The following is a 25,818-nucleotide window of genomic DNA, read 5'->3' on the forward strand; positions in this document are numbered from 1 at the left end:
AGCAAGCCCGCCCCCACATTCGACCGCATTCCTCCAGATAGAATGCAGTCGAATGTGGGAGCGGGCTTGCTCGCGAAGAGGCCATCAGCCTCGACCCGTCAAGGCTCCAGCCCAATCCCCCGCAAGATCACACTCGTCACCGTCTGTATTGCCTTCTCAAACTGCATATCCGACAACGGCTGGTGCTCATTCAGGATCTTCACCTGATGATCAAAGTCGGCATAGTGCTGGGTCGAGGCCCAGATCATGTACAGCAGGCTCGACGGTTCCACCGGCAGGATGCGTTTGTCTTCCACCCACTGGCGAATTTTCGCTTCCTTCATCTTGGCCCAGTCGTACAGGCTTTCATCCAATGCCTCACCAAGCGTCGGCGCGCCGTGGATGATTTCATTGGCCCAGACTTTCGAGCCATAGGGCCGGGTGCGCGAGCGTTGCATCTTGGCGCGGATGTAACTGCTGAGCACCACCCGCGGGTCATCGAAGGTCTCAAAACTCAAGGCGTCCTGCTTCCACACCTCCAGCAGATCGAACAGCACCGCGCTGTACAGCTCGCTTTTGGTGGTGAAGTAGTAATGCAGGTTGGAGCGCGGCAGTTGCACTTCTTCGGCGATATCCGCCATGGCGGTACTGCCATAGCCTTTTTCGGCGAAGATTTTCTCCGCCGCCAGCAGGATTTTCTCGACGTTGACCCGACGAATTCCGATCTTGTGATTGCCCATAAGGGCTCCCTGACAACAACTTGGCTTAAAGACTACCATCGGCTCTAGATCGCGGCGACAGCCCATAATGAAACTTCTGACGCGAACCTTTCCCCTGGAAATCGGATTGGTTAGGATCGCGGTCCCCATGAAGGATCACCGCAATGACTATTCGACCTCGCGTGCCCACCGACGACCCCGTGCTGGGAGCACTGTGGGAGCGCTCGGTACGCGCCACCCATGATTTCCTCCCCGAGGATGACATCCAACGTCTGCTGCCCCTGGTGCGCGACACCTACCTGCCAATGCCCGCGCTGGATGTGTGGGTGTATGAAGACCCACACGGCATCGCCGGTTTCATCGGCACCGGTGGGCACAACGTGGAAATGCTGTTCATCGAGCCCGACCGCCGTGGCCAGGGCATCGGCCGCCAGTTGCTGGACCACGCCCGCGCCCGTCACGACACGCTCACGGTGGACGTGAACGAACAAAACCCCCAAGCCGTGGGCTTCTATCTGCATTATGGTTTTATCCAGGTCGCGCGCTCGCCGCTGGATGGCGAAGGCAAGCCCTTTCCGTTGCTGCACATGGCTTTACCGACTCCTGACCCCGAAGGTATTGAACAATGTTGATCAAGAAAAGCCTCACCACCGTCGCCCTGCTCGCCTCTCTGCTGGGTGCATCTGCCGCATTCGCCCACGCGCACCTCAAAAGCGCCGAACCGGCGGCCGACAGCAGCGTCGCCGCGCCTAAAGACCTGCGCCTGACCTTCAGCGAAGGCGTCGAGGCCACCTTCACCAAGGTGTCCCTGAGCAAGGACGGCACCGAAGTTGCGATCAAGGGCCTGGAAACCTTAGGAGCCGACAAGAAAGTCCTGGTAGTCACCCCGGCCGCACCACTGGCCGCCGGTAACTACACAGTGGTGTGGAACGCGGTTTCGGTCGACACCCACAAGAGCAACGGTGAGTACAGCTTCAAGGTCGGCCAATAACCCATGGCGACGCTGCTGGTGCTGTGCCGCTTCCTGCATTTCATCGTCGTGCTGCTGATGTTCGGGTCCTGCGCTTTCAGGCCCTGGCTGCTGGGCGCTGAAACGCAACCGGTACTGGACCGGCAACTTGACCGTATCACCCGTGGGCTGGCCTGGCTGGGGGTGTTTTCCGGCGTGGCCTGGTTGCTGTTGATTACCGCCAGCATGGCAGGTCGCTGGGACGCGGCGCTGCAACCGGCCACCGTGCAGTTGGTACTGGGCAAGACCTTCTTTGGCCAGGTGTGGGTATGGCACCTGCTATTGAACCTGTTGCTGCTGATCGTGCTGATCAAACCCTGGCGGGCACTGCGCTTGGCGGTCATCGCGTTGTTGCTGGGGACCTTGGCGCCGGTCGGCCATGGCGCCATGCTCGATGGGCTCAGCGGGCAATTACTGATCCTCAATCAGGTGGTGCACCTGGCGTGTGTGGGTGCCTGGCTAGGCGGATTGCTCCTGCTGGTGTTGATCCTCAGGCACTCGCCCCCCTTGGCGCTGGAGCCGATCCTGCGGCGGTTCAGCGGTGTGGGTTATGGCCTGGTCGCCGGTTTGCTGGTCACCGGTTTGATCAACGTGCGTGTGCTTACCGGGCAACTGTGGCCCACGCCTTTGTTCCAGGGGTTCGCGTTGATCCTGTTGATCAAGGTGCTGCTGGTGCTGGGGATGTTGGCGCTGGCCTTGCTGAACCGGCTCCGTATCGAACGTTGTGAAGCGCGATTGGGCACTTTGAAGGCCAGCGTGATGCTGGAATGGTTACTGGGTGTTTCAGCGGTAGCCGCCGTCTCGCTGTTGGGTACCCTCCCGCCAATGGTTATGGCCGGCTAAAAACAGAGGTTGAAATGCAATCCCTGTAGGAGCTGGCTTGCCTGCGATGGAGACAACACGGTCTGGCAGGAACACCGCGGCAATGCCATCGCAGGCAAGTCAGCTCCCACAGTGGCGGTGCCCGCTTTTGATCAACCCGCCCCGAGTCATCGTATAACTTCTGCTTGACAGCCCTCGAAAACCTCGCAAATATCCCGCTCAATGTTGTACGACGACGTATGACAAATAATAAAAACAACAAAAAAGGGAGTTCCACTGTGAGTCAATTCGCCCGCAATTCGTCCTCATGTATCGGCCTCCTCGGTCTCGGCAGCCTGGCATTTACCCTCCCCCTCAGCGTTCAGGCCGACGGTTTTATCGAAGACGCGAAGGCCACGCTCAACCTGCGCAACGCCTACTTCAACCGTAACTTCACCAACCCGACCAACCCCCAGGGCAAGGCCGAAGAATGGACGCAGAACTTCATTCTCGACGCCAAGTCCGGCTACACCACAGGGACGGTGGGCTTCGGCATTGATGTGCTGGGCCTGTATTCGCAAAAGCTCGATGGCGGTAAAGGCACCGGCGGTACGCAGTTGCTGCCGATCCACAGCGATGGCCGCCCGGCCGATAACTTCGGGCGCCTTGGCGTGGCGCTGAAAACCAAATTATCGAAGACTGAATTGAAGGTCGGCGAATGGATGCCAGTGCTGCCGATCCTGCGCTCCGACGACGGCCGCTCCCTGCCCCAGACCTTCCGCGGAGGCCAGGTCACCTCCAATGAAATCGCCGGCCTGACGCTTTACGGCGGGCAGTTTCGCGGTAACAGCCCGCGCAACGATGCGAGCATGGAAGACATGTTCATGAACGGCAAAGCCGCGTTCACCTCCGACCGCTTCAACTTCGGTGGCGGCGAATACAGCTTCAACGACAAACGCACCCAGGTCGGTGTGTGGTACGCCGAACTCAGCGACATCTACCAGCAGCAGTATTTCAACTTGACCCACAGCCAACCTGTCGGCGACTGGACCCTGGGCGCCAACCTCGGTTTTTTCACCGGTAAGGAAGACGGCAGCGCCCTGGCCGGCGACCTCGACAACAAAACCGCTTTCGCCCTGCTCTCAGCCAAATACAACGGCAACACTTTCTATGTGGGCCTGCAGAAACTCACCGGTGACAGCGTGTGGATGCGGGTCAACGGCACCAGCGGCGGGACCCTGGCCAACGACAGCTACAACGCCAGCTACGATAACGCCAAGGAAAAATCCTGGCAGGTGCGCCATGACTTCAACTTCGTGGTACTGGGCATTCCGGGGTTGACCCTGATGAACCGCTATATCAGCGGCAGTAACGTACACACCGGGGCAATCACCGATGGCAAGGAATGGGGTCGGGAGTCGGAACTGGCCTACACAGTGCAAAGCGGCGCACTGAAGGATCTGAATGTGCGCTGGCGCAATTCGACCATGCGTCGGGATTTCAGCAATAACGAGTTCGATGAAAATCGCCTCTTTATCAGCTACCCGATCTCACTGCTGTAGGGTTTCGGATCGAGCGGAAACTTCCCGTCAACGCATACCCCTGTGGCAGCGGGCTTGTTCGAGAATGCGCTACATCCGCCGCGGATGAGTCGACTGACACACTGTATTTGCGAGCAAGCCCGCTCCCACATTTCCGGCCATCACCTGACCGCAAGGACGTTGACAACCAAGGGAATCCCTAACGATACTTCGGCATAGTCATACGACAACCTACAACAACAATGGAACCCTCATGACCACTACCCCAACCACGCCCGTTCCATTCAACCGCCTGCTGCTCACCGGTGCCGCTGGCGGCCTGGGTAAGGTCCTGCGCGAGCGCCTGCGCCCTTATGCCCAGGTACTGCGTCTGTCGGACATCGCCAATATGGCCCCGGCTGCCGACGCGTCCGAAGAAGTGCAACCTTGCGACCTCGCCGACAAACAAGCCGTGCACCACCTGGTGGAAGGCGTCGACGCGATCCTGCACTTCGGCGGCGTCTCGGTGGAGCGTTCTTTCGAAGAAGTGCTCGGCGCGAACATCAGCGGCATTTTTCATATCTATGAAGCCGCGCGCCGCCACGGTGTGAAGCGCGTGATTTTCGCCAGTTCCAACCACGTGATCGGCTTCTACAAGCAAGGTGAAAAACTCGACGCCCACTCCCCTCGCCGCCCGGACAGCTACTACGGCTTGTCCAAGTCCTACGGCGAAGACATGGCCAGCTTCTACTTTGATCGCTATGGCATCGAGACCGTCAGCATCCGCATTGGCTCGTCGTTCCCGGAACCGCAGAATCGTCGGATGATGCACACGTGGCTGAGCTTCGACGACCTGACTCAGTTGCTCGAGCGCGCGCTGTACACCCCCAACGTCGGGCACACCGTGGTCTACGGCATGTCGGATAACCTCGACACCTGGTGGGACAACCGCTACGCCGCCCACCTGGGCTTTGCGCCAAAGGACAGCTCCGAAGTGTTCCGTGCCCAGGTCGAAACCCAGCCACCGGTGTCCGACAATGACCCGGCCAAGGTCTACCAGGGCGGCGCGTTCTGCGCGGCCGGCCCGTTCGGTGATTGACCCATGAACGCTGAATTGATTGTCGACGCGCGCAATGCCGTGGGTGAATGCCCGGTGTGGGTGCCTGGGGAAAACGCCCTGTACTGGGTGGACATCCCCAAGGGTGGCCTGCAACGCTGGAGCGCCGCCACCGGCCACGTGGCCGCCTGGACAGCCCCGCAGATGCTTGCCTGCATCGCCCGCACCGATGCGGGCAACTGGGTCGCCGGCATGGAAACCGGCTTCTTCCAGCTCACCCCGCACAACGACGGCAGCCTCGACACCACGCTACTGGCGGCTGTCGAGCACCCACGCCAGGACATGCGCCTGAACGACGGCCGCTGCGACCGCCAGGGCCGATTCTGGGCCGGCAGCATGGTGCTGAACATGGGGTTGAATGCAGCCGAGGGCACCCTGTATCGCTACACATCAGGTGCGGCGCCCCATGCGCAACTGGACGGTTTTATCACCTTGAATGGCCTGGCTTTCAGCCCCGATGGCCGCACAATGTATGCCTCGGACTCACACCCGCTGGTGCAGCAGATCTGGGCGTTCGATTACGACATCGACACCGGCACGCCCTCCAATCGCCGCGTGTTCGTGGATATGCACAAGCACCTCGGCCGCCCCGACGGCGCCGCCGTGGATGCCGACGGCTGCTACTGGATCTGCGCCAACGACGCCGGGCTGATCCACCGTTTCAGCCCCGACGGTCGCCTCGATCGTTCCCTCACCGTACCGGTGAAAAAACCCACCATGTGCGCGTTTGGCGGCAGTCGCCTGGACACCTTGTTCGTCACCTCGATCCGCGATGACCAGAGTGAACAGTCACTGTCCGGCGGCGTGTTCGCCCTCAACCCCGGCGTTGTCGGATTGCCGGAGCCCACGTTCACCCTCTAGCTGCATCGCTGTGCCTTGAATACAACAATAACAAGACAGGAGAGACCTCCCATGGACTTCAAACGCACCTTGCTCGCCGCCGCATGCTTCGCCCTCAGCAGCGCCGCCCATGCGCTGGAAATCAAATTTGCCGACATCCACCCCGCCGGCTACCCCACCGTCGTTGCTGAAGAGAACATGGGCAAGGCCCTGACCCAGGCAAGCAACGGCGAACTGACCTTCAAGTATTTCCCAGGCGGTGTCCTCGGGTCCGAGAAAGAAGTGGTCGAACAGGCGCAAGTCGGTGCTATCCAGATGACCCGCGTCAGCCTGGGCATCGTCGGCCCGGTGGTGCCGGACGTGAACGTGTTCAACCTGCCGTTCGTGTTCCGTGACCAGGCGCACATGCGCAAGGTCATCGACGGCGAGATCGGCGACGAAATCCTTGCCAAGATCACCGACTCCGAATTCGGCCTGGTCGCCCTGGCCTGGATGGACGGCGGCACGCGCAACCTCTACACCAAGAAACCCGTGCGCAAGATCGAAGACCTCAAGGGCATGAAAATCCGCGTACAAGGCAACCCCTTGTTCATCGAAGCGTTCAATGAAATGGGGGCCAATGGCATCGCCATGGACACCGGCGAGATCTTCAGCGCCCTGCAGACCGGCGTGATCGACGGCGCGGAAAACAACCCGCCGACCCTGCTTGAGCACAACCATTTCCAGAACGCCAAGTACTACACCCTCACCGAGCACCTGATCTTGCCCGAGCCCATCGTGATGTCAAAAATCACCTGGAACAAACTCACCCCCGCGCAACAGGATATGGTGAAAAAAGCCGCCAAGGCCGCCCAGGCTGACGAGCGTGTGTTGTGGGACGCCAAGTCCGCCAGCAGTGAAACCAAGCTCAAGGCCGCCGGTGTGGAGTTCATCACCGTCGACAAAAAACCCTTCTATGACGCCACCGCACCGGTTCGCGCCAAGTACGGGGCGGCGTACGCCGACATCATCCAGCGTATCGACGCCGTTCAGTAACGCCCTCCTTCTCTAGCAAGGCCCGGCGCGGTCGGCATCGACGCGCCCGGTTACGGTGAACGCCATGAAGAATTTACTGCTGCGCATCAACGACCGCATCTACATGACCTGTATCTGGGTCGCCGGCCTCTCGGTATTGGGAGTCGCGCTGATCATCCCCTGGGGCATCTTCGCCCGCTACGTCCTCGGCACCGGCTCCAGCTGGCCGGAGCCCACCGCCATCCTGCTGATGCTGGTGTTCACCTTTATCGGCGCCGCCGCCAGTTACCGCGCCGGCGCGCATATGTCGGTGGCCATGGTCACCGACCGCCTGCCGCCCCGCCAACGCCAGATCATCGGCGTCGTTTCGCAATTGCTGATGGGCACCATCTGCCTGTTCATGACTATCTGGGGCACCAAACTGTGCCTGTCCACCTGGAACCAGTTCATGAGTGCGATTCCTACCCTGCGCGTGGGCATCACCTACATGCCGATCCCGATTGGCGGGCTGCTGACCTTGATTTTCGTGGTGGAGAAACTCTTGCTCGGTGATCAGAGCAACCGTCGGGTCGTGCGCTTCGACCTGGTTGAAGAAAGCGAAGGGGCTGCCTGATATGGACGCATTGATTCTGTTGGGCAGCTTTATCGCCTTGATCCTGATCGGCATGCCCGTGGCCTACGCCCTGGGCTTGTCAGCGCTGATCGGTGCGTGGTGGATCGATATCCCGTTCCAGGCCCTGATGATCCAGGTGGCTGGCGGCGTGAACAAGTTTTCGCTGATGGCGATTCCGTTCTTTGTGCTGGCTGGCGCGATCATGGCCGAAGGTGGCATGTCACGGCGGCTGGTCGCGTTTGCCGGCGTGCTGGTGGGCTTTGTGCGCGGTGGCCTGTCGCTGGTGAACATCATGGCCTCGACGTTTTTCGGCGCGATTTCCGGCTCGTCGGTGGCGGACACCGCCTCGGTCGGCTCAGTGCTCATCCCGGAAATGGAGCGCCGTGGCTACCCGCGTGAATTCGCCACCGCGGTGACCGTCAGCGGTTCGGTGCAGGCGCTGTTGACCCCGCCCAGCCATAACTCGGTGCTCTACTCCCTGGCGGCGGGCGGCTCGGTGTCCATCGCCTCGCTGTTCATGGCCGGCGTGGTGCCTGGGTTGTTGATGAGCGCGTGCCTGATGGTGCTGTGCCTGATCTTCGCGAAAAAGCGCAACTACCCCAAGGGTGAAGTCATCCCGCTCAAGCAGGCGCTGAAAATCTGCGCCGATGCGCTCTGGGGCCTGATGGCCATGGTGATCATCCTCGGCGGTATCCTTTCGGGTATTTTCACCGCCACCGAGTCCGCCGCGATTGCGGTGCTGTGGGCGTTTTTCGTGACCATGTTCATCTACCGCGACTACAAATGGAGCGAGCTGCCCAAGCTGATGCACCGCACGGTGCGCACCATTTCCATTGTGATGATCCTGATCGCCTTCGCCGCCAGCTTCGGCTACATCATGACCCTGATGCAGATCCCGGCGAAGATCACCACGCTGTTCCTGACCCTGTCGGACAACCGCTACGTGATCCTGATGTGCATCAACGCCATGCTGCTGTTGCTCGGCACGGTGATGGACATGGCGCCGTTGATCCTGATCCTCACGCCGATCCTGCTGCCGGTGGTGCTGGGTATCGGCGTCGACCCGGTGCACTTTGGCATGATCATGCTGGTCAACCTCGGTATCGGCTTGATCACCCCGCCGGTGGGCGCGGTGCTGTTCGTGGGCGCGGCGGTGGGCAAGGTCAGTATCGAGAAGACCGTGAAAGCGCTGCTGCCGTTTTATGGCGTGCTGTTCCTGGTGCTGATGGCAGTGACCTACATTCCGGCGCTGTCGTTGTGGCTGCCAAGCGTGGTGCTCTGATGCTGATTGAACTGCAGGACAACCTGACCCACCTCACCCTCGCGCCAGCCACAGGAGGCAGCCTTGTCAATTGGACGGTGCGCGCCTCCGGGCAGCCGTTGCTGCGCCATAACGATCAGCAGGCGATCGATACCGGTTTGCCGGGCAAGCTGGGGTGCTATCCATTGGTGCCCTGGTCCAACCGCATTGCCCACGGCGGTTTCGACAACCCCGACGGTTGGCTCGCGCTCACGCCCAACAGCCTGACCGACCCGCTGCCGATTCATGGTTCGGCCTGGCAGCAGGCGTGGCAGGTGGTCAGCCACACAGCGGATGAAGTGGTGCTGGAAGTGCGCTGTGACACGCCGTTTGCCTATCGCGCCGAGCAGCGGATTCGCTTGAACGACGGGGCGTTGAGTATCGAGCTGCGGGTGACACACCTGGCCGAAACAGCGGCGTGGCATGGCGTGGGCTTGCATCCATACTTTCCGCGCCGGCCAGGTACCCGGTTGCAGGCCAGCGCCGCGCAGGTGTGGATGAGTGACGCGTCCAAGCTGCCGACCGGGTTGACGCTGGTGCCGGGCGAATGGGATTTCCAGGTATTGAATACCCTGCCCGAAGGCCTGGTGGACAACGGCTTTTGCCAGTGGGATGGGTACTGCCGGATCGAACAGCCGGACCTGCGCTATGCGCTGGAATGCCAGGCCAGCGGGGCCGACTACTTCCTGCTGTACTGCCCGCCGGGGCTGGGGTTCTTTTGCGTCGAGCCGGTGAGTCATCCAGTGAACGCTCATCACCTGGCGGGACGACCGGGCCTGAAACTGCTGGAACACAATCAGTCGGTCCAACTCAATTTCAACCTGAAATACACCCCCCTGTAGGAGCGAGCTTGCTCGCGAAAAACCTCAGGGCAACGCGGGCATCAGGCGCCCCGCGTTATCGTTGACGATCTTCGCGAGCAAGCTCGCTCCTGCAGGGATCAGCGCCATGCTCAAGGTGGTGAGTTTTTGAGGCGGCCGGCGGTATCGATACTCACGACAACCGACAACCCTGGCCGCAACCGCTCGCTCTCGGCCTGGTCCGGGTCCACCGTAATCCTTACCGGCACGCGCTGGGCAATCTTCACAAAGTTGCCCGTCGCGTTGTCCGCCTGCAACAGGCTGAATTCCGACCCCGTGGCCGGGGAAATATGCTGCACCGTGCCATGGAATTTGCGATGGTTCAGTGCATCCACCGTGAAGGTCACCGGCTGGCCGACCTGCACGTTGTCCATCTGGGTTTCCTTCATATTGGCGATCACCCACAACTGCGGCGGCACCAGCGCCATCAACTGTGCGCCGGAGTTGACGTAGGCCCCCAGACGCACACCAATCTGCCCGAGCTGACCATCGCGCGGCGCGGTGATGCGGGTGTTGGACAGGTCGATACGCGCCAACTCCACCGCCGCCTCGGCACTCGCCACCGCCGCTTCCAGGGAGCCGCGATTGACGATCACCGTTTGCAGGTCCTGCCGGGCGATTTCCAGGCTGGCCTGGGCTTGCGCCACGGCGGCGATGGTCTGCGCGTTGGCCGCGCGGGTTACGTCCAGCTCACGCTTGGACACCGAACCGTCGCTGATCAGTTCTTCATTGCGGCGCAAATCGGCGGTGCTCTTGCGCGCCTGGGCCTGGCTGTCCGCCAAGGCTGCCTGGCGCAGCTTGATGGTGGCTTCGGCACTGTTGCGTTGCTGCACCACATTGGCCAGCGCGGCCTTCTGCACCGCCAGTTGCGCCAGCGCCTGGTCGAGGCGCTGCTTGTAGATGCGGTCATCCAGGCGCACCAGCAGGTCGCCGGCCTTGACGTACTGGAAGTCCTGCACCGGCACCTCGAACACATAGCCGCTGAGCTGTGGGCCGATGATGGTCACCTGGCCACGCACCAGGGCGTTCTCGGTGGTTTCCACCGCGCTGCTGAACGGCGGCAATTGCCAGGCATACAGCACGATCAGCACCCCGACGATGGCAATCGCGGCAAAGCCCAGGGACGAGAGGATGCGCACGCGCAGTGAGCGCGGCTCGGTGACCGTGGCGCCGGGCGGCGTGGTGCCTTCCGGGGTGGCGGCGATGGCGTTGGTGGTCGTGGTGGTCGATTCGGTCATGAAGGTGCGCCGCTGGGTTGAACGGGAGTGGCTGCTTTAGTGGTGCTCATCAGCCACAGACTGCGGATAAAGATCCAGATCATGGTCAGGATCGCGATAATCGCGATCAGCATGAACACATCGTTGTAGGCCATGACATTGGCCTCACGGGTCGCCGCGGTGGCCAGGCTGCGGATGCCCATGAGGTTACGCAGTTCCGGGTCGGCGACAATGCCGCCGTAGGCCGAGCCGCCGCTCTGCACCCGTGCGGCCACACGTGGGTCGAGCAGGGTCAGGTGCTCGACGATCATGCTGGAGTGATACTTCTCGCGCACGATCTGGAAGGTGCCCAGCAACGCCGCGCCAATCAAGCCACCGAGGTTCTGGCAGATACCGAACATCACCGAAAAACTCACCAGGTTGCGCGGGTTGGTCAGCACGTTCTTGGTGCCCAATACCATGGTCGGGCCAAGGAAGAACGTTCCGCCGAAGCCTAGCAGGAACTGACTGATGTACAGGTTCTGCGGGCGCGTGAGGTTGCTGGAGAAACTGTCCATCACCGAGCCGGTGGCCATCAGCGCCAGGGAAATTACCAGCGGCATCAACAGGTGCGCCGGGTTGATGGTCAAGGCACTGACCACCAACCCGGCAATCGCCCCGGCGAGCATCACCACGTAAAGGGTGTGCATCTGCTGGTAGCTCATGTTCAACATCTGCATGAACCCCACCGCGCCAGTGGACTGCTCGGACAGCACCATGCGAATCAGGATCACCGCCAGCGCCAGGCGGATCATCACACCGCTGCCCAGCCAACGGGTCATCAACATCGGATTGGCGCGGTTATGTTCGATGGCCAGGCCCGCCATGATCAGCACCAGGGAACAGGCCGAGGCAATGCCGATCCAAGGGGCTTCAAGCCACCAGTCGATGCGTCCCAGGGACAGCACCGCGCACAGCAGGGCCACACCGCTGGCGAGGATGGCGAAGGTGAGGAAATCGAGTTTTTCAAACGTCTTGAAGCGGTCGCCGGGTGGAAGTTTAAGCAGGAACACACAACCCAGGCAGATGAGTGCCATGCCCAGCTCGAACAGGTACAGACCACGCCACTCGGCGATTTGCAGCAAGTCTTCGGAGAACAGGCGCGCCAAGGGTAAAGCAAGTTGCGCGGTGCCCAACCCCAGTACCAGCGACTTCAACCGCCACTTGGCCGGGAACGCCTGGATCATGTAGTACAAGCCCAACGAACTCAGCGCGGCGCCGACCATGCCGTGGGCCGCCCGTACGGCGATGGCCGAGTTGAGGTCGTTGACGAACAAGTGGCCGAAGGTCACCAGCGCGTAGAGCACCAGGAACACCTCGGTAAACGCACGCAAGCCGAATTGCTGGCGAAACTTCACCAGCAGCAGGTTCATGCACACGTTCGTCATCACATAGGCGGCGGGCAGCCAGGCCATTTCCGCAGTGGTCGCCCCGAGGGCGCCTTGCAGGTATTGCAGGTTGGCGATGACCAGCGCGTTGCCCAGGCCACCGGTGATCGCCACCAGCACGCCCACCAGCGCATACAGCCAGCGCTTGTGGGTGGGGTGCCACGGCGTCGACGGCGAACCGGGCAGGCTCGGGCGCTCGTGGGGTTCCCAGGTGTGGGGGGTGTATTTATCCATTCGATGACCTAGATGACCCGACGGGTGACGTCGGTAAAACCATTACTCAGAGTAGTAAACCTGAGCGGGGTTCATCTTGCCATCTTGGGCGCATCGGTTAACGCCCATCTTGCCACTCATGCGCTGTTTTCTTTACTCGATGGCAGCGATGCGATTATCTCAGCGCGGCACGTTTGCAGGATCTCATCCGCGAGTTCCGAGTCATCCGGACACGCCCGCGACAGCATGACCGCACCGACTGCGTGGGCCAGCAGGTTGATCATTTTCGTGCGGACCTCTTGGCGGGTGACATCCACACCCGCCGTGTACTTGTCCTCAAGGGCTGCCAGCGTATTTTCAACGCCACTGGCAAAGGTCGCCTTCAGATCATCCGACTGACGGGCGGCGTCACCACACAGGGCTGCCAGGGTGCACCCCTCTCCCCTGCCGTCTCTGTGATCCCTGGACACGTACAGGTTTACAAATCCCGGCACGTCGAGATCGCACGTACTCGACAGGGACTTTGCCAGGCTGTTTTCGGCCGCTTCGGCCATCAAGTCGGCTTTGGAGCCGAAGTGTTTATAGAAGCCCCCCTGGGTAAAACCCGCAGTCGCCATGAGTTCTGCCACACCCACACCATCATAGCCACGCTCACGAAACAGCTCTGACGCCGTCTCCACAATATGCGCTCGGTTGGCGAGTGATTGCGTTTTGGTGATCTTCATTTCGCGCCCCTGGAACTCCTGAACAATGGTCTGACTATACTCTGATGTCGACCACAATCAAAACTGTTGACAGCTTTGATTATGACCGACATCATAAAACCACCAGCGCATGTCTCTGCGACGGTACGGCGCGGATCGCCGTCTCTGACCATCCTGAACACTCAAGAGCATCTACTTATGAGCACCCCAGAAACCGTACTGATTACCGGCGCCTCAACAGGCATTGGCGCGACCTACGCCGAGCGTTTTGCCCAGCGTGGGCATAACCTGGTGCTGGTTGCCCGCGACAAAGGCCGGCTAGACGCATTGGCCTCGCGGCTGCGTGAGAAACACGCGGTTTCCATTGACGTGATCCAGGCCGACCTGACTCAAACCAGCGATCTGACCAGCGTCGAAGCACGCCTGCGTGATGACGCCAGTATCGGCATCCTGGTGAACAATGCGGGCGCCGCCCTCTCCGGTAGCTTCATCGAGCAATCCATCGACAGCGTTACCAACCTGGTCGCGCTCAATACCACCGCCTTGGTGCGACTTGCCAGCGCCATCGCGCCACGCCTGGCACACGCCGGTAGCGGCGCGATTATCAACATCGGCTCGGTGGTGGGGCTGGCACCGGAATTCGGCATGAGCGTCTACGGTGCAACCAAAGCGTTCGTGCTGTTTCTATCCCAGGGGCTGAGCCTTGAGCTCTCACCCAAAGGCGTCTACGTGCAAGCTGTCCTGCCAGCCGCCACCCGCACGGAAATCTGGGATCGCGCGGGCATCGACATCAATACCCTGAGCGAAATCATGAGCGTGGACGAGCTGGTCGATGCTGCGCTGGTCGGTTTTGATCGTCGCGAGCCAGTGACCATTCCGCCATTGCAAGACGCCGCCCGCTGGGATGCTCTGCAGGCCGCCCGCCAAGGTTTGCTGTCAGAGATCCGCCAATCGGCCGTCGCCGAGCGCTATCAAGCCAAGGTGTGATAGTCACGCGAACCATAAGAACTGTTGGGGTGCGAAGCGCCCCCAATGCAGGACGAATGCGGTGTACCCGATATTGCGCAGTGGCTGGTTTTGGGGCTTCCAGTTTGCTGTGCGACAGCGCTAAGTCGGAGATTCAGCCGCCTGCCACATTGGATCTCCTGTGCACCCAGAAACGCATTCCCAATCAGATCCAACCGAGCCAACTCCAGTAAGTCGCCGCAAACACCAACATCAACCCATACCCGATCAACGTCACCAAAATCCCCACCTTGGCGAACTGCCGTGCCGTAAACGTCCCGGTCCCCAGGCACACCATGTTCTGCGGCGCATTGATCGGCAGGATAAACCCGTAGCTCATCACAAACCCCAACAGCATGGTCATGCCCAACCGGTTGAACTCCCCCGGCAAGGTCTGCAGCACGGCAATCAGGATCGGCAACAGCGCCGAAGTCAGCGCCGTGGCGCTGGCAAAGCCCAGGTGGATCACAATCAGAAACGCCCCCAGGATCGCAAACACCCCCAGCGGCCCGACCTGATCAAGGCCGGTGTGCGCCACCACCTGGGAGCCCAGCCATTGCCCGGCCTGAGTGGTCAGCAGCGCCGTACCAAGGCTGATCCCAACGCCGAACACAATCACGGTGCCCCATGGAATGCGCGACTGCACGTCCTTCCAGGTCATCACTCCAACCCCCGGCAGCAGCAGGAACACCAGCCCGGCGTAAGTGGTCGAGGTGGTGTCGAAAGGGTGCAGGCGCCCTTCCGTCGCCCACGCCAACAGCAACAGCACCGACACTGTCAGCAAACGTTTCTGCGGCCCGGTCATCGGACCGATGTCTACCAGGGATTGGGCCACGGCCTCCTTGCCGCCCGGGATGCTGTCGGTTTCCGGCGGCAACAGCTTGATTACCAGGAACAGCAACACCGCCGACATGATCACCGCCCACGGTGCGCCGGCGATCAGCCAGTCGATCCACGACACGCGCTGGCCGAGCATCTTGTCCATAAAGCCCACGGTCAGCAGGTTTTGCGCGGCGGCGGTCTGGATACCGACGTTCCAGATACTGGTGCCCTGGGCCACCACGATCATCAGGCCGGCGGCGATATTGGAGCGTTTGTCCACGCCGAACGCTGCGACCACGCCCATCATGATCGGCACCACACAAGCGCTGCGCGCGGTGGCGCTGGGGACGACGAGGCTGAGCAGGATCGTCACCGCAATCGCCCCCAGCAGAATGCCGCGGGTGCTGGTGCCGACGCGGGTCAGGGTCACCAGAGCGATGCGCCGGTCCAGGCCGGTGTGGGTCATTGCCGCCGCGATGAACAACGCGCCTGCCACCAGCGCCAGCGCCGGATTTGAAAAGCCGGTGAGCGCCATGCTGATGGCCGGGCTGGAGCCGATCAGGTGCGTGGGGTCTTGCAGCGACGGCGCCGTGCCGAGCAAAAACGCCATGAGCGAGGTGATCATGATCGCGCTGGCTTCATAAGACACCGCCTCGGTGATCCACACCACCACGGCAAACGCGAGGATCGCCAGCATGCGCTGCCCGGCTACCGGCAGGTCGGCGGGCAGCGGCAACAGCAGCACGCCGACCATCACCAGTACGCCGATCACCAGGCCCAGGGGCAACTTGAAGGATGCTGCGGTTGTTGCGGGGGCGTTCATGGCGGGCTCCGTCGGGCTCTGAATCAGGCCCGCAGCATGGGGCAAAGCGCCGCAACGGGTGTTGACGGGTATCAAGACCCTAGGTCAATAACTGGCTCAATACCGCCCGCAACTTGCCGGGCTTGAGCGGTTTGTTCAACAACGGCGCGTCCAGGCGGCGCAGCACGCGACGGCACTGGTCGGTGCGGTCGGCGGTGATGATCACGGCGGGGATGTTCTGCGCGAAATGCTCGCGCAGGTGCTTGACCACCGCACAGCCCACCACGCCGTGGTCGAGGTGGTAGTCGGCGAGGATCAACTCCGGCGCCCTGCCCTGCAGTGCCAGCAACGCCCCGGCCTGGTCGGTGGCGGTGATCACCTCGCAGCCCCACTGCGCCAGCAGGGCGCGCATGCTGTCGAGGATGCTCACCTCGTTATCGATCACCAGCAGGCGCCGCCCCGGCAGCGGGTTACCCGTGGTCGGTAGCACCGGCAGTTGGCTGATCGCCAGGGGCATCTCCTCGCTGATGGGCACCTCGATACTGAACATCGAGCCACGCCCCGGCCACGAACGGACCGCCACCGGGTAGCCGAGGATCTCGGCGATGCGCTCGACAATCGCCAGGCCCAGCCCCACGCCTTTGCGGTCCGAAGCACGGCCGACATCGAGCTGGTTGAATTCAAGGAAGATCGCGTCGAGCCGGTCGGCCGCGATGCCGCGCCCGGTGTCCCACACCTCCAGGCGCAGGCAATCGCCACGGCGGCGTGCGCCGAGCAGGATGCAGCCCTCGTCGGTGTAGCGGCAGGCGTTGCTGAGGAAGTTGCGCAGGATTCGCGTCACCAGGCGCAAGTCGGTGCGAATCGCATAATGGCCGGTGCGCGCGCGCAGGTTGAGGCCGGCCGCCAGCGCCACCGACTGGAACTCCGAGACCAGCGGCGCAAACAGCTCATCCAGGCGATACAGCGCCACGTCGGGCTTGACCGCCGCCTGATCGAGCCGCGAAATATCCAACAGGTCGGTGAGCAAATCCTCGGCGCCTTCCAGGGCCTGGTGCGTACGTTCCACCAGCACCTGCTCGACGCTGGGCAAGTTGCGTTCGCGCAGGGTCGAGATCAGCAACCGCGCCGCGTTAAGCGGTTGCAGCAGGTCGTGGCTGGCGGCGGCGAGGTATTTATCCTTGCTGCGGTTGGCAGCCTCGGCGGCGTCGCGCGCATCGCGCAACTCCTGCTCGACCTGCTCGCGCTGGGCAATCTGCTGTTGCAGGTTACGGTTGGCTTCCAGCAGTTCATCGGTGCGCACCGCCACGCGCTGCTCCAGCTCATCGTTGAGACGGATATAGCGGTTGCGCTCGGCCTCCAGTTCGTCGAGACGCGCGGTGAGTTCCGGGTAGTGGCTCTTGCGCGCCGAGTGATTGCCCAGGCCCAGCAGCCCGGCCAGAGCCTGTTGCTGATCTTCAGAGCGCTTCGCCATACACGACCTCGACGTCACGCTGGCTGGACTCGCGTGGGTTAGTGAGGATGCACGGGTCGTGCATCGCATGCCGGGACAGGAACGGAATATCCGCCACGCGCACCCCATGCAAACCGAGGGTTTCGTGAAAGCCGATGGCGTGCTTCAGTGCAATCAGATGCTCCACCAGCCGCGCGCAAACCTGCCGATGGCTGAGGCCCCGGCAATCGATGCCAAAGGTCTCGGCGATCACCTTGAAGCGCTCCGGCGCCGAGTTGTAGTTGAACGCCACCACATGCTCCACCAGCACTGCGTTGCATAGCCCGTGGGGCAGGTCGAGAAACCCGCCGAGGCTGTGAGACATGGCATGCACCGCGCCGAGGATTGCATTGGAGAACGCCAGGCCGGCCTGCATGCTGCCGAGCATGATCTTCTCGCGCAGGGCAATGTCACCGGGGTTGGCGATCATCTGCACCAGGTTGCCGTTGATCAGGCGCATGGCTTCCAGCGCATGGGGATCGGTCAGCGGGCCGTGGCCGGTAGACACGAACGCCTCGATGGCATGCACCAGCGCGTCGATGCCGGTACAGGCGGACAGGAACGGGTCCATGCTCGCCGTAGTTTCCGGGTCGATCAGCGACACATCCGGCACCACCGCCTTACTGACGATGGAGAACTTCATGCGTTCCTGCTGATTGGAAATGATCACGAACTGCGAGACATCCGCCGACGTGCCGGCGGTGGTGGGGATCAGGATCAACGGTGGGCTCGGCACACGAATGGTGTCCACGCCTTCGAACTCGAGGATGCAGCGCCCATGGGCGACCACAATGCCGATGGCCTTGCCGCAGTCCATGGGGCTGCCGCCGCCAATGGCCACGATCACGTCGCAGTGGTTTTCGCGGTACACCTCGGCGCCGAGCATCACTTCTTCAACGCGCGGGTTGGGCGACACGGCGCTGTACAGGCAATAGTCGATGCCGATGGCTTGCAGGCTGGCTTCCACATCGGCGACCCAACCGGCGGCGATCACCCCGGGGTCGCTGACCACCAACACCTTGCGCGCGCCAAAGGTCTTGGCATAGTTACCGACGTTATGCCGACAGCCGGCACCAAAGATGATTTCAGGCGAGACGAATTTACGCAGGAGGCTCAGATTTGGGCTCATTGGAAAGCCTGTTGTTATTATTTTGGTAGATGCGCTTCACACTAACCCATTCACAGGCGAATGCAATCAGACCAAAGGGTCATTCCCAATACCGCACCGGCCAGCACAAGGCTGGCCGGAGATGGATCAGCGGCTGGCGAAGTACATGGTCACTTCGAAGCCGATACGCAGGTCGGTGAAGGCGGGTTTGGTCCACATAGGGAGAGTCCTCTTGTTGTGCCGGAAGATTCCGGTATGGGCATTAATGCATGGGGGGGGATGGGGGGGCGAATGCTACTTTCGAAGTAAATGCCGCACTGCATTAGTCGCGAATGTACAGGGAGCAAAATGTGGGAGGGAGCAAGTCGAATCGTCGCACCGCCCCTCCCACAGGAGACCGCATTGCAGTCAGAGGGTTAGAAGAAACCCAGCGGATTGATGTCGTAGCTCACCAGCAAATTCTTGGTCTGCTGGTAGTGATCGAGCATCATCTTGTGGTTCTCACGCCCCACGCCCGACTTCTTGTAGCCGCCAAACGCCGCATGCGCCGGGTACAGGTGATAACAGTTGGTCCACACGCGCCCGGCCTTGATCGCCCGGCCCATGCGGTAGGCACGGTTGATGTCGCGGGTCCACAGCCCGGCGCCGAGGCCGAACTCGCTGTCATTGGCAATCGCCAGGGCTTCGGCTTCGTCCTTGAAGGTGGTGATGCCCACCACCGGGCCGAAGATTTCTTCCTGGAACACGCGCATCTTGTTGTGGCCCTTGAGCAAGGTCGGCTGGATGTAGTAACCGCTGGACAAGTCGCCCTCCAGGCGCTCGGCTGCGCCGCCGGTGAGCAGCTCGGCGCCCTCTTCCTGGGCGATCTTGAGGTAGGAGAGGATCTTGTCGTATTGCTGCTCGGACGCCTGGGCGCCAACCATGGTTTCGGTGTCCAGCGGGTTGCCGCGCTTGATCTTGACGATCTTCTTCATCACCACTTTCATGAAGTCGTCGTAGATCGACTCCTGCACCAGCGCCCGCGACGGGCAGGTGCACACTTCGCCCTGGTTGAAGAACGCCAGCACCAGGCCTTCGGCGGCTTTTTCGATGAACTGCGGCTCGGCCTGCATGATGTCTTCGAAGAAGATGTTCGGCGACTTGCCGCCCAGTTCCACGGTGGAGGGAATGAGGTTCTCGGCGGCGGCATGCATGATGTGCGCACCGATGGGGGTCGAGCCGGTGAATGCGATCTTGGCGATGCGCTTGCTGGTGGCCAGTGCCTCCCCGGCTTCGCGGCCAAAGCCCTGGACGATGTTCAGCACGCCCGGTGGCAGCAGGTCATTGATCAATTCGGCAAACACCATGATCGACAGCGGCGTCTGCTCGGCCGGCTTGAGCACAATGCAGTTACCGGCGGCCAGGGCCGGGGCGAGTTTCCAGGCGGCCATCAGCAGCGGGAAGTTCCACGGAATGATCTGCCCGACCACGCCCAATGGCTCATGGAAGTGATAGGCCGCGGTGTGTTCGTTGATCTCGGCGGCGCCGCCTTCCTGGGCGCGGATGCAGCCAGCGAAGTAGCGGAAGTGGTCAGCGGCCAGAGGCACGTCGGCGTTGAGGGTTTCGCGCACGGCCTTGCCGTTGTCCCAACTTTCGGTCACGGCCAGCACTTCGAGGTGCTGCTCGATACGGTCGGCGATTTTCAGCAGCACCAGGGAGCGATCCTGAGGCGAGGTTTTGCCCCAGGCGTCGGCGGCGGCATGGGCAGCGTCGAGGGCCTTGTCGATATCGGCGGCGTTGGAGCGCGGGAATTCGGCGATCACTTCACCGGTCACCGGCGAAGTGTTGGTGAAGTATTCACCGCTGAGCGGGGCGACGAACTCACCGCCGATGTAATTACCGTAGCGCTGCTTGAAGCTGACGATGGCGCCAGGGGTGCCAGGTTGTGCGTAGATCATGTTAAAGCCTCTGTCTGGGTCCGGGCCTGTCGGTCAACAGGCGATGACCCGATAGTAAAGAGCCCCCGTTGCCCGGCGAATGCGCCGTTGGCAGGGGGGCGCTTGTCATTTGGTCGTAGATTCAGTGTTTGGCGACCAGCTCTTTGGGCAGCTTGAAGGTCCAGAGCATGCCGCCCTGGTTGAAGTCCTTGATGCGCTTGGCCACTTCACCGCCCCACAACGGCACTGCACCGCCCCAGCCCGAGAGCACCGAGACGTACTGTTCGCCGTCCATTTCCCAGGTCACAGGCGAGCCGAGCACGCCGGAGCCGGTCTGGAATTCCCAGACTTTCTCGCCGGTCTTGGCGTTGAACGCCTGCAGGAAGCCTTCCGGCGTGCCTGTGAACACCAGGTTGCCCTTGGTGGTCAGCACTCCGCCCCACAGCGGCGCGAAGTTCTTGTGGCGCCAGACTTCCTTGCCGGTCTTCGGGTCAATGGCGCGCAGCACGCCGATATAGTCTTCGTTCAATGGTTTGATAGTGAAGCCCGCACCGAGGAACGCCGCGCCCTTCTTGTAGGCGATGCCTTCGTTCCACATGTCCATGCCCCACTCGTTGGACGGCACGTAGAACAACCCGGTGTCGCGGTTATAGGCCATCGGCATCCAGTTTTTCGCGCCCAGGAACGCCGGTGCGACGAACACCGAGGTGCCCTTGGCTTCGCTGCCCGGAGCGCCAGGGCGGCTGGCGTCGTTGTAGATCGGCCGACCGTCCTTGTCCAGGCCGGTGGCCCAGGTGATCTTGTCGACAAACGGGAAACCACGAATGAACTTGCCGTTGGTGCGATCAAGCACGTAGAAGAAGCCGTTACGGTCGGCTGTGGCGGCAGCTTTTATCTCTTTGCCACCTTCCGTGTAGTTGAAGGAGACCAGCTCGTTCACGCCGTCATAGTCCCAGCCGTCATGGGGCGTGGTCTGGAAGTGCCACTTGATGGTGCCGTCGTCCGGGTTCAGCGCCAGGCGCGAGGACGAGTAGAGGTTGTCGCCAGGGCGCAGGTGCGAGTTCCACGGCGCCGGGTTGCCGGTACCGAACAGCAGCAGGTTGGTTTCCGGGTCGTAGTAGCCGCCCAGCCACGGTGCGGCGCCGCCGGTTTTCCACAGATCTCCGGGCCAGGTCTTGCCCGCCTCGCCACCGGAGATACCGTTCTCAACCGCCTTGCCGTCTTTATAGACGTAGCCCATATGGCCTTCGACCGTCGGGCGACTCCAAAGCAGTTCACCGTTCTTCGGGTCATAGGCTTCGATCTTGCCCACCACGCCGAACTCGCCACCGGCCACACCGGTAATCAGCTTGCCGTTGATCACCAGGGGCGCGGCGCTGATGGAGTAGCCTTCTTTGTGGTCGGCGACTTTCTTGCTCCACACCACTTTACCGGTGTCTTTGTTCAGCGCCACCAGCTTGGCGTCGAGGGTGCCGAAGAACACCAGGTCGCCGTACAGCGCCACGCCACGGTTGATCACGTCACAGCACGGGCGGATGTCATCGGGCAGACGCGCATCGTACTGCCAGAGCTTCTTGCCGGTGCGCGCATCCACCGCGAACACCCGCGAGTAGGAACCGGTGAGGTACATCACCCCATCCTTGATCATCGGCTGCGCCTGTTGCCCACGCTGCTTCTCGCCGCCAAAGGAAAACGCCCAGACCGGTCGCAGTTCCTTCACGTTATCGACGTTCAGGGTGTCGAGGGGGCTGTAGCGCTGGCCCTGCACGCCCAGGCCGTTGGTGACGATCTGCCCGGGGTTTTTCGGGTCCTGGAGAATTTCCTCATCGGTCACCGAGGCCATGGCCTGGCCTGACAACAGGATGGCACCGAGCAACACACTCAAGGCGAAGGGTTGGCGGCGTGCGGGTTGGGTCATGACGGCTACCTCTGCGGTTTTTTGTTATACCCGGGAAATTTTCCCGGTCTGGAGCAGATTCTTGGGCGCAGGGGCCGTTGTCACAATTGACCGCAGTATCGAGTTTGCTAGTTCCTTAGTAGCGGGTCAGCGCGCCGAATCCACGCGTTGCATCCGTTCGCGCTCGTAACGCGGGTACAGGTGGCTGACGCTGCGGATCAGTTCATAGCGGCTCAGGCTGATCGTGGCGAAGCGTTCAGGGATGGGGCTGCGGATCATCTCGGCCATGTCGCTGCCGTGGGCCGCGCCGTCACGCAGCAGTTGATCGAGCCAGGTCAGGTAGTCGCGCATCTGCGTGAAGGGCTGCGCGTCGCTGGCCACCGGGCCATGGCCGGGCACGATCAGGGTCCAGGGCAAGGCTTGCAGGGTGCCGAGGTCGGCCAGCCACACCGCCAGCCCCGGGCTGTTGGGGGTGGTGAGCGCGCGCTGGTAAAACACCAGGTCGCCGGCGAACAGCACGCCGGTGCTCTGGTCGAAGATCGCCAGGTCGGCGCCGGTGTGGCCGGTGAGCGCGAGCAAGCGCAAGTCGTGGCGGCCGACGCTCAGCACACCGGGTTCCAGCACCTGGGTCGGCAACACCACCTCGGTACCGCGCATCCAGTCGCCGACCATGCGGTAGAGATTTTCCGCCATGCCGTCGCCCTGCTCGTGCAGCAGCCGCGTGGTCTCGGCCAGGGCGCCGATGGGCACGTCCTTGAAGGCCTGGTTGCCCAGCGCATGGTCGGGGTGATGGTGGGTAATCAGCACCTGGGTCACCGGCTTGGGGGTGACGCGGGCGATGGCCTCGCGCATGGCTTCGCCATAGCGCCGCGACGGTCCGGTGTCGATCACCACCACGCCAGCCTCGGTGACAATGAAGGCGGTGTTGACGATATTGCCGCCATTGGCCTTGGCAAAATTGTCGGTGCTGCCTTCAAGCAGCCAGGTGTCATCGGCGATCAATCGGGGCTTGAGGGCGTAGTCGAGGTCCGCCAGGGCGGGCAGGCTCAGGCCCAGGCATAACAATAGAATCCAGCGCATGCCGCGCTCCTTCTGGTCAGGGGATGGCCGCGTCGAACTCATTGCCGCTGTTGTCGCGCAGCACCAGCCGAGTAGGCCCCGGCGCGTCGATGTCGAAGGCCAGGTTGGGGTTTTCGCTGACCGCCGGGAACAGCTCAAGATCAGCCAACACCTGGCCGTCCCGGCCAAGCAGTTGCGCATGGTTGATAAAAAACTCGGGGATGCCGCTGACCATGCCATTGTCCATCGGGTGCGCCACCTGCACACGTACGCGGCTGAACTCGCCCCGCGGGTAACGGCCGCCGAGCACTTCGCCGATGTGCTCTTCCCAGCCCGGCTGGGTGCGTACCACGCTGGGCGCGGTGCAGCCGCCACCGGCCGCGTCGATCAGGGTCGAGCCCACATGCCACAGCCCGTCATCGGTGAGCACCGCCGCCCGCAACGGCGTGGCCTGCTCGATACGAATCCGCAGCGACAGCCACGGCAGCACGCCGGCCCTGGGTTGGAAGTCGACGATTTTCGGCAATGGGTTGAGCTCGGCCCAGGCGAGGATTTTCACCACATGGCCGTTGAAGGCGCGGGCGTCGATTTCCAGCGGCACCTGGCGCGCATCTTCGGCGAACGGCGGCGCGAGCAGCTTGACTCGGTCGTCGAACACGAACGGCGCCTCGGCCAGGAACTGCTTGTGATAAAACGCCCACATCACCGACGGCACCGGGTCGACCTCCACGGCGTGAGCCGCCAGCGGCAGCCAGCACGCCAAGATGCAGCTCAGTCGCCAGTTCATCGCCTGCTCCTATTGATACATCTCGGGGACTTCATACTGCAGGCCGTAACGGGCATAGATGGCTTGCACCGCGCCGTCGCGGATCAAGCCTTCCAGCGCCTCTTCCACCGCGTAGGCCAACTGGCGATTGCTCTCGTGCACCGCCATGCCGATCTCCCAGCGCTGCTTGCCCATGTTCGGGTAGGCGTTTTCAGCGAGGGCCAGTTGCGGGTCGTGGGCTTCATGCACCTGCCAATCGACTTCGCCGCGCATCGCCATCACCGCATCGACCTCACCGGCTTTCATCGCCGCAAAGGCCTGGGGGACGTCGGGGTAGTGATGGGTCTTGGCGGCGAGCATGCCGTTGAACACCGAGGTGAGGTAGAACGACGGCACGCTGTCGACTTCGACGCCAATCGGGTGCTGCTCGAACACCGCCACGCTGGCAACCCTGTCCAGGCGCCGACGGTCGTAAGCCACCTGCCATTGTTCGTTCTGATACGGCCCGAACATCACCACATGGCCGTTTTCCAGTTCGCCCTGGTCGTTGCGCTTCTGTGCGTAATCGCGATCGTAGGGCGCGCGCATCATCAAGTCGGCCAGTTGCTGGTTGTGCAACTGGCTGCCACGCCAGATGTAGTCGCGCAGGTCGTCGTCGAGCTTCTCGCCGGCCGGCGCCCAGATCAACGTGAGCCGTACCCCCAGCGCCGTGGCCAGGGCCTGGGCCAGCTCCACGTCGACCCCGCGCGCGGTGGCGCCGTCTTCGAAACTGTAGGGGGCAAAGTCCTTGTACACCGCCACGTTGATGTCGCCGGCGGCGATCATCTGGTCATAGCTGCGCACCTGCGCCTGTGCCGGCTGGCAACACAGCAGGGCCAGGCCAAGCACATAAGCGAACAGGCGCATGGCTTACTGCTCGACGTGCACGGTATCCAGGTAGGTGCGCACGGCCCACAAGGCTTCCTGGCTCAGGTAGTCGGCCATTTTCGGCATGTACACGCGGCCGTCACGCACCGCGCCATGGCGCACGCGCTCGACGAACCACTCATCACCGGCTTCGCCCACATCGAGCATGCGCAGGTCGGGGGCGATGCCGCCGGACTTGGCTTCCAGGCCGTGGCAGGCGGCGCAGTTCTGGTTGTAGGCGGACGAACCAATCTCCACGGCCCGATCGTGTTCAGGCGAGGTGCGGTACGGATTGACCGCCGCCCAGCCGTCTTCGTTGACCGGCACGCCGGCGTCCTTGATCGAGGTCAGGCCCTGGGTTTCCACCGCTTGCGGGACCACGTCACCATGGGCCCAGGCGGAGCCCGCGGCGATCACACCGACCAACAGCCCGGCGACGAGCAAGGCATTGTGTTTTGTTGTCATTATTTTTGCCCTCAGGATTGCACGCAAAACCTCATTGCAGAGGCTATGGCAACCATCTTAGAAACCCCGGGACATGGGCCGTATGCTGCTTTGGTGGCCGCCCTCTCCTCCCTTGGTAGTAGGGCTTGTGGGGCACGCCTAAAACAGCGGCGCCCCGGGAAGTCTTCCCGGCCACAGCGGGACTTTTTCCGTATCCGCCCGGCGCCCCGGCGTTCCACCCTGTGCAGGCCAAAACCTCCACTGGGAACTG

Annotated in this window: 25 protein-coding genes; 11 read left to right on the forward strand and 14 right to left on the reverse strand. The window is 62.2% G+C overall.

Features of this window, described 5'->3' with window-relative positions; all coding sequences use genetic code 11:
• Positions 1-98: 98 nt before the first annotated feature.
• Positions 99-719: a TetR/AcrR family transcriptional regulator gene (locus AB4N92_RS01395; RefSeq protein ID WP_010209389.1), complete on the reverse strand. Its 621-nt coding sequence runs from the start codon at positions 717-719 to the stop codon at positions 99-101.
• Between the two features lie 143 nt (positions 720-862).
• Here AB4N92_RS01395 and AB4N92_RS01400 point away from each other — a divergent pair, with 143 nt between their 5' ends.
• The 10 genes from AB4N92_RS01400 to AB4N92_RS01445 all read left to right on the forward strand — a co-directional run bounded on the left by AB4N92_RS01400 (position 863) and on the right by AB4N92_RS01445 (position 9,754).
• Complete coding sequence (locus AB4N92_RS01400; RefSeq protein ID WP_010209387.1) at positions 863-1,330, forward strand: GNAT family N-acetyltransferase; 468 nt, start codon at positions 863-865, stop codon at positions 1,328-1,330.
• Positions 1,324-1,689, forward strand: coding sequence for a copper homeostasis periplasmic binding protein CopC (gene copC / locus AB4N92_RS01405; protein WP_010209386.1), 366 nt, complete (start codon positions 1,324-1,326; stop codon positions 1,687-1,689). Before AB4N92_RS01400 ends, copC begins: the two co-directional genes overlap by 7 nt.
• A 3-nt stretch (positions 1,690-1,692) precedes the next feature.
• Positions 1,693-2,550: a copper homeostasis membrane protein CopD gene (gene copD, locus AB4N92_RS01410; protein WP_010209384.1), complete on the forward strand. Its 858-nt coding sequence runs from the start codon at positions 1,693-1,695 to the stop codon at positions 2,548-2,550.
• Positions 2,551-2,807: 257 nt separating this feature from the next.
• Positions 2,808-4,070 carry an OprD family porin gene (locus AB4N92_RS01415; RefSeq protein ID WP_010209383.1) on the forward strand — a complete coding sequence of 421 codons (1,263 nt, stop codon included), beginning with the start codon at positions 2,808-2,810 and terminating at the stop codon, positions 4,068-4,070.
• 232 nt (positions 4,071-4,302) lie between these two features.
• Positions 4,303-5,127: an NAD-dependent epimerase/dehydratase family protein gene (locus AB4N92_RS01420; RefSeq protein ID WP_010209382.1), complete on the forward strand. Its 825-nt coding sequence runs from the start codon at positions 4,303-4,305 to the stop codon at positions 5,125-5,127.
• A 3-nt stretch (positions 5,128-5,130) separates the two neighbouring features.
• The gene (locus AB4N92_RS01425) at positions 5,131-6,006 is read left to right on the forward strand and encodes an SMP-30/gluconolactonase/LRE family protein (protein ID WP_010209380.1); all 876 of its coding nucleotides are present in this window, start codon (positions 5,131-5,133) and stop codon (positions 6,004-6,006) included.
• A 51-nt stretch (positions 6,007-6,057) separates the two neighbouring features.
• Positions 6,058-7,020, forward strand: a complete 963-nt coding sequence (locus AB4N92_RS01430) for a TRAP transporter substrate-binding protein (RefSeq protein ID WP_010209378.1) — start codon at positions 6,058-6,060, stop codon at positions 7,018-7,020.
• A gap of 64 nt (positions 7,021-7,084) precedes the next feature.
• Positions 7,085-7,612, forward strand: a complete 528-nt coding sequence (locus tag AB4N92_RS01435) for a TRAP transporter small permease (protein WP_010209377.1) — start codon at positions 7,085-7,087, stop codon at positions 7,610-7,612.
• A gap of 1 nt (position 7,613) precedes the next feature.
• Positions 7,614-8,894, forward strand: coding sequence for a TRAP transporter large permease (locus AB4N92_RS01440; protein WP_038453403.1), 1,281 nt, complete (start codon positions 7,614-7,616; stop codon positions 8,892-8,894).
• Positions 8,894-9,754: an aldose 1-epimerase gene (locus AB4N92_RS01445; protein WP_236267381.1), complete on the forward strand. Its 861-nt coding sequence runs from the start codon at positions 8,894-8,896 to the stop codon at positions 9,752-9,754. Before AB4N92_RS01440 ends, AB4N92_RS01445 begins: the two co-directional genes overlap by 1 nt.
• 110 nt (positions 9,755-9,864) lie before the next feature.
• Here the strand turns inward: AB4N92_RS01445 and AB4N92_RS01450 are convergent, their stop codons facing one another.
• The 3 genes from AB4N92_RS01450 to AB4N92_RS01460 form a co-directional block, all read right to left on the reverse strand.
• A complete protein-coding gene (locus AB4N92_RS01450) occupies positions 9,865-11,010 on the reverse strand; it encodes an HlyD family secretion protein (protein ID WP_010209371.1) in 1,146 nt (381 codons plus the stop codon).
• Positions 11,007-12,650: an MFS transporter gene (locus AB4N92_RS01455; protein ID WP_187517315.1), complete on the reverse strand. Its 1,644-nt coding sequence runs from the start codon at positions 12,648-12,650 to the stop codon at positions 11,007-11,009. Before AB4N92_RS01455 ends, AB4N92_RS01450 begins: the two co-directional genes overlap by 4 nt.
• A 116-nt stretch (positions 12,651-12,766) precedes the next feature.
• Positions 12,767-13,354 carry a TetR/AcrR family transcriptional regulator gene (locus tag AB4N92_RS01460; protein ID WP_010209369.1) on the reverse strand — a complete coding sequence of 196 codons (588 nt, stop codon included), beginning with the start codon at positions 13,352-13,354 and terminating at the stop codon, positions 12,767-12,769.
• A gap of 177 nt (positions 13,355-13,531) precedes the next feature.
• On the opposite strand from AB4N92_RS01460, the gene AB4N92_RS01465 reads away from it, so the two are divergent.
• Positions 13,532-14,320, forward strand: coding sequence for an SDR family NAD(P)-dependent oxidoreductase (locus AB4N92_RS01465; protein WP_010209368.1), 789 nt, complete (start codon positions 13,532-13,534; stop codon positions 14,318-14,320).
• Positions 14,321-14,504: 184 nt separating this feature from the next.
• On the opposite strand, the gene AB4N92_RS01470 is transcribed toward AB4N92_RS01465, so the two are convergent.
• The 10 genes from AB4N92_RS01470 to pedF all read right to left on the reverse strand — a co-directional run bounded on the left by AB4N92_RS01470 (position 14,505) and on the right by pedF (position 25,568).
• A complete protein-coding gene (locus AB4N92_RS01470) occupies positions 14,505-15,983 on the reverse strand; it encodes a DASS family sodium-coupled anion symporter (protein ID WP_010209367.1) in 1,479 nt (492 codons plus the stop codon).
• Between the two features lie 79 nt (positions 15,984-16,062).
• The gene (locus AB4N92_RS01475; protein WP_021492841.1) at positions 16,063-17,433 is read right to left on the reverse strand and encodes an ATP-binding response regulator; all 1,371 of its coding nucleotides are present in this window, start codon (positions 17,431-17,433) and stop codon (positions 16,063-16,065) included.
• The gene (ercA, locus tag AB4N92_RS01480) at positions 17,417-18,580 is read right to left on the reverse strand and encodes an alcohol dehydrogenase-like regulatory protein ErcA (protein WP_010209365.1); all 1,164 of its coding nucleotides are present in this window, start codon (positions 18,578-18,580) and stop codon (positions 17,417-17,419) included. The genes AB4N92_RS01475 and ercA overlap by 17 nt, the downstream gene beginning before the upstream one ends.
• Positions 18,581-18,706: 126 nt before the next feature.
• Entirely contained in the window at positions 18,707-18,778 is a 72-nt protein-coding gene (pqqA, locus tag AB4N92_RS01485; protein ID WP_010209364.1) for a pyrroloquinoline quinone precursor peptide PqqA, read from the reverse strand.
• Between the two features lie 197 nt (positions 18,779-18,975).
• The gene (gene exaC, locus AB4N92_RS01490; protein WP_010209363.1) at positions 18,976-20,496 is read right to left on the reverse strand and encodes an acetaldehyde dehydrogenase ExaC; all 1,521 of its coding nucleotides are present in this window, start codon (positions 20,494-20,496) and stop codon (positions 18,976-18,978) included.
• A 121-nt stretch (positions 20,497-20,617) separates the two neighbouring features.
• Entirely contained in the window at positions 20,618-22,393 is a 1,776-nt protein-coding gene (locus AB4N92_RS01495; protein WP_010209362.1) for a PQQ-dependent methanol/ethanol family dehydrogenase, read from the reverse strand.
• A gap of 126 nt (positions 22,394-22,519) precedes the next feature.
• Positions 22,520-23,452, reverse strand: coding sequence for a quinoprotein relay system zinc metallohydrolase 1 (locus AB4N92_RS01500; RefSeq protein WP_010209360.1), 933 nt, complete (start codon positions 23,450-23,452; stop codon positions 22,520-22,522).
• A gap of 16 nt (positions 23,453-23,468) precedes the next feature.
• The gene (locus tag AB4N92_RS01505) at positions 23,469-24,218 is read right to left on the reverse strand and encodes a quinoprotein dehydrogenase-associated SoxYZ-like carrier (protein WP_021492843.1); all 750 of its coding nucleotides are present in this window, start codon (positions 24,216-24,218) and stop codon (positions 23,469-23,471) included.
• A gap of 9 nt (positions 24,219-24,227) precedes the next feature.
• Positions 24,228-25,103, reverse strand: coding sequence for a substrate-binding periplasmic protein (locus AB4N92_RS01510; RefSeq protein WP_010209356.1), 876 nt, complete (start codon positions 25,101-25,103; stop codon positions 24,228-24,230).
• 3 nt (positions 25,104-25,106) lie between these two features.
• Positions 25,107-25,568 (reverse strand): cytochrome c-550 PedF, encoded by a 462-nt coding sequence (pedF, locus tag AB4N92_RS01515; protein ID WP_021492844.1) that lies wholly within the window; start codon positions 25,566-25,568, stop codon positions 25,107-25,109.
• Between the last annotated feature and the right edge of the window lie 250 nt (positions 25,569-25,818).

This window comes from Pseudomonas sp. S3_A09 (genome assembly GCF_054668065.1).